Annotated in this window: 1 protein-coding gene; it reads right to left on the bottom strand. The window is 64.4% G+C overall.

Features of this window, described 5'->3' with window-relative positions; all coding sequences use genetic code 11:
- Positions 1-61 precede the first annotated feature (61 nt).
- Entirely contained in the window at positions 62-1,315 is a 1,254-nt protein-coding gene (locus BGIM_RS59645; RefSeq protein WP_020476511.1) for a C1 family peptidase, read from the bottom strand.
- Positions 1,316-1,379 lie beyond the last annotated feature (64 nt).

Here is a 1,379-nt window from a genome sequence, read left to right on the forward strand (position 1 = left end):
CGTCGGCGTTTCGGCCGGGGCGGGGATGGCGAGGGAGACGACAAGCGACAGGGCGGCGAGGTTACGGGGCCATCGCATAAAGCGGCCCTCCGAATTCGAGACGCGGGGCGAACGGGCCGTCCGCACGGCGCGGAGCGATGACCACTTTGGACGGGGACGGGGCCGCGACGAGCCAGTCGTCCGGCTGGAGCTTGCGGCGGGGGAAGCCCTTCAGGGTCGAGATCGCATAACTGTCGCCCTGTTTCAACATCGCATCAACCGTTGTTGATTTGACCCAGAAACCCCCGGCGGGCGGGTCGCCGATTCCCAACGGGCCGGACACCCAGCTTTCGCCCCAGGAATTCATGATGTAAAACGCATCCTTGTCCTGCCGGTAGCCGATGATGCACATGCAATGCGGCCACACGCCGGCGGCCCGCAAAAAGCCGTCGGCATCGCGGCTCGACTGGCCGGCGAAACCGGTGTTGCTGCACACCGGGATCGGGTAGCCCTGCATCAGCGCCTTCTTCGCGTCGGCGGCGCTTGTCACCAGCGCGGCGCTCCCCACCACGTTCTTTTTGCATTCCGTTAATAACTCGTTTTGAATGCCGTTATTACCCAGCGACCGGCAATTGGATTCGCTATAGACAGTGATGTCATAAGGACCGTATTTGCCTCGCGCGGCCGTGCCGTATTCGGTGCAAAATTTGGCGGCCCAACTGCCGTTGCTGCCGTCGCCAAACAACGGGGCGCGACCGCCGTTGACATTCACCCGGCTGCCGCCGTAGATGACCTCCGGGGCGATGGTCACCGTCGCGTCGATGGGCGGCCCGGTCTTCAGCGCGGCCTGGATCACGACGAGATAATTCACCCCCGTCGCCCAGCCGTGGCCGACGCAACTGCCGACCGATCCCTGATTCAGTGTCGGCACCGGGGCGCCGCGCACAGCGGCCGAGAATTTCCACAAAAAGGCGTTGCCGTCCTTGTCGCCGAGCGGGTCGGCCTGGGCGGCGTCGGTGTCTTCCCACCGGTAAACCTGCGGGGATTCGAGGGCGGCAAGGCGGTCGTCCTCGCGCGGCTCGACCCAGCCGAACGTCCCCTGATAAATCGGGAACGGCGGGTCCGGAACCGGCAGCGGCGTCGGCGTGAACCCGAGGCGGTTCAACAACGACGTGGCGGCGATGACCGCCAGTGTGGCGACAATGGACTGCCAGTTGGTCGGCACAAACCGGCGCCAGTTCAGCGGGCCGGGCGCCGGTGTTGGCGTCGGCGCGGGAACCGGCGGCGGGGCCGGATCGGCCGATGGCGGATTGTTATTAACAGTCGGGTCGGTCATGATGTTTAGTGGCTCACAAGAGGTTGAGAATAAGAGCTAACAGCTTGAACAATTTCACAAGTTT

Origin of the sequence: Zavarzinella formosa DSM 19928 (assembly GCF_000255705.1) — a bacterium.
Classification (GTDB): Bacteria; Planctomycetota; Planctomycetia; order Gemmatales; family Gemmataceae; genus Zavarzinella; species Zavarzinella formosa.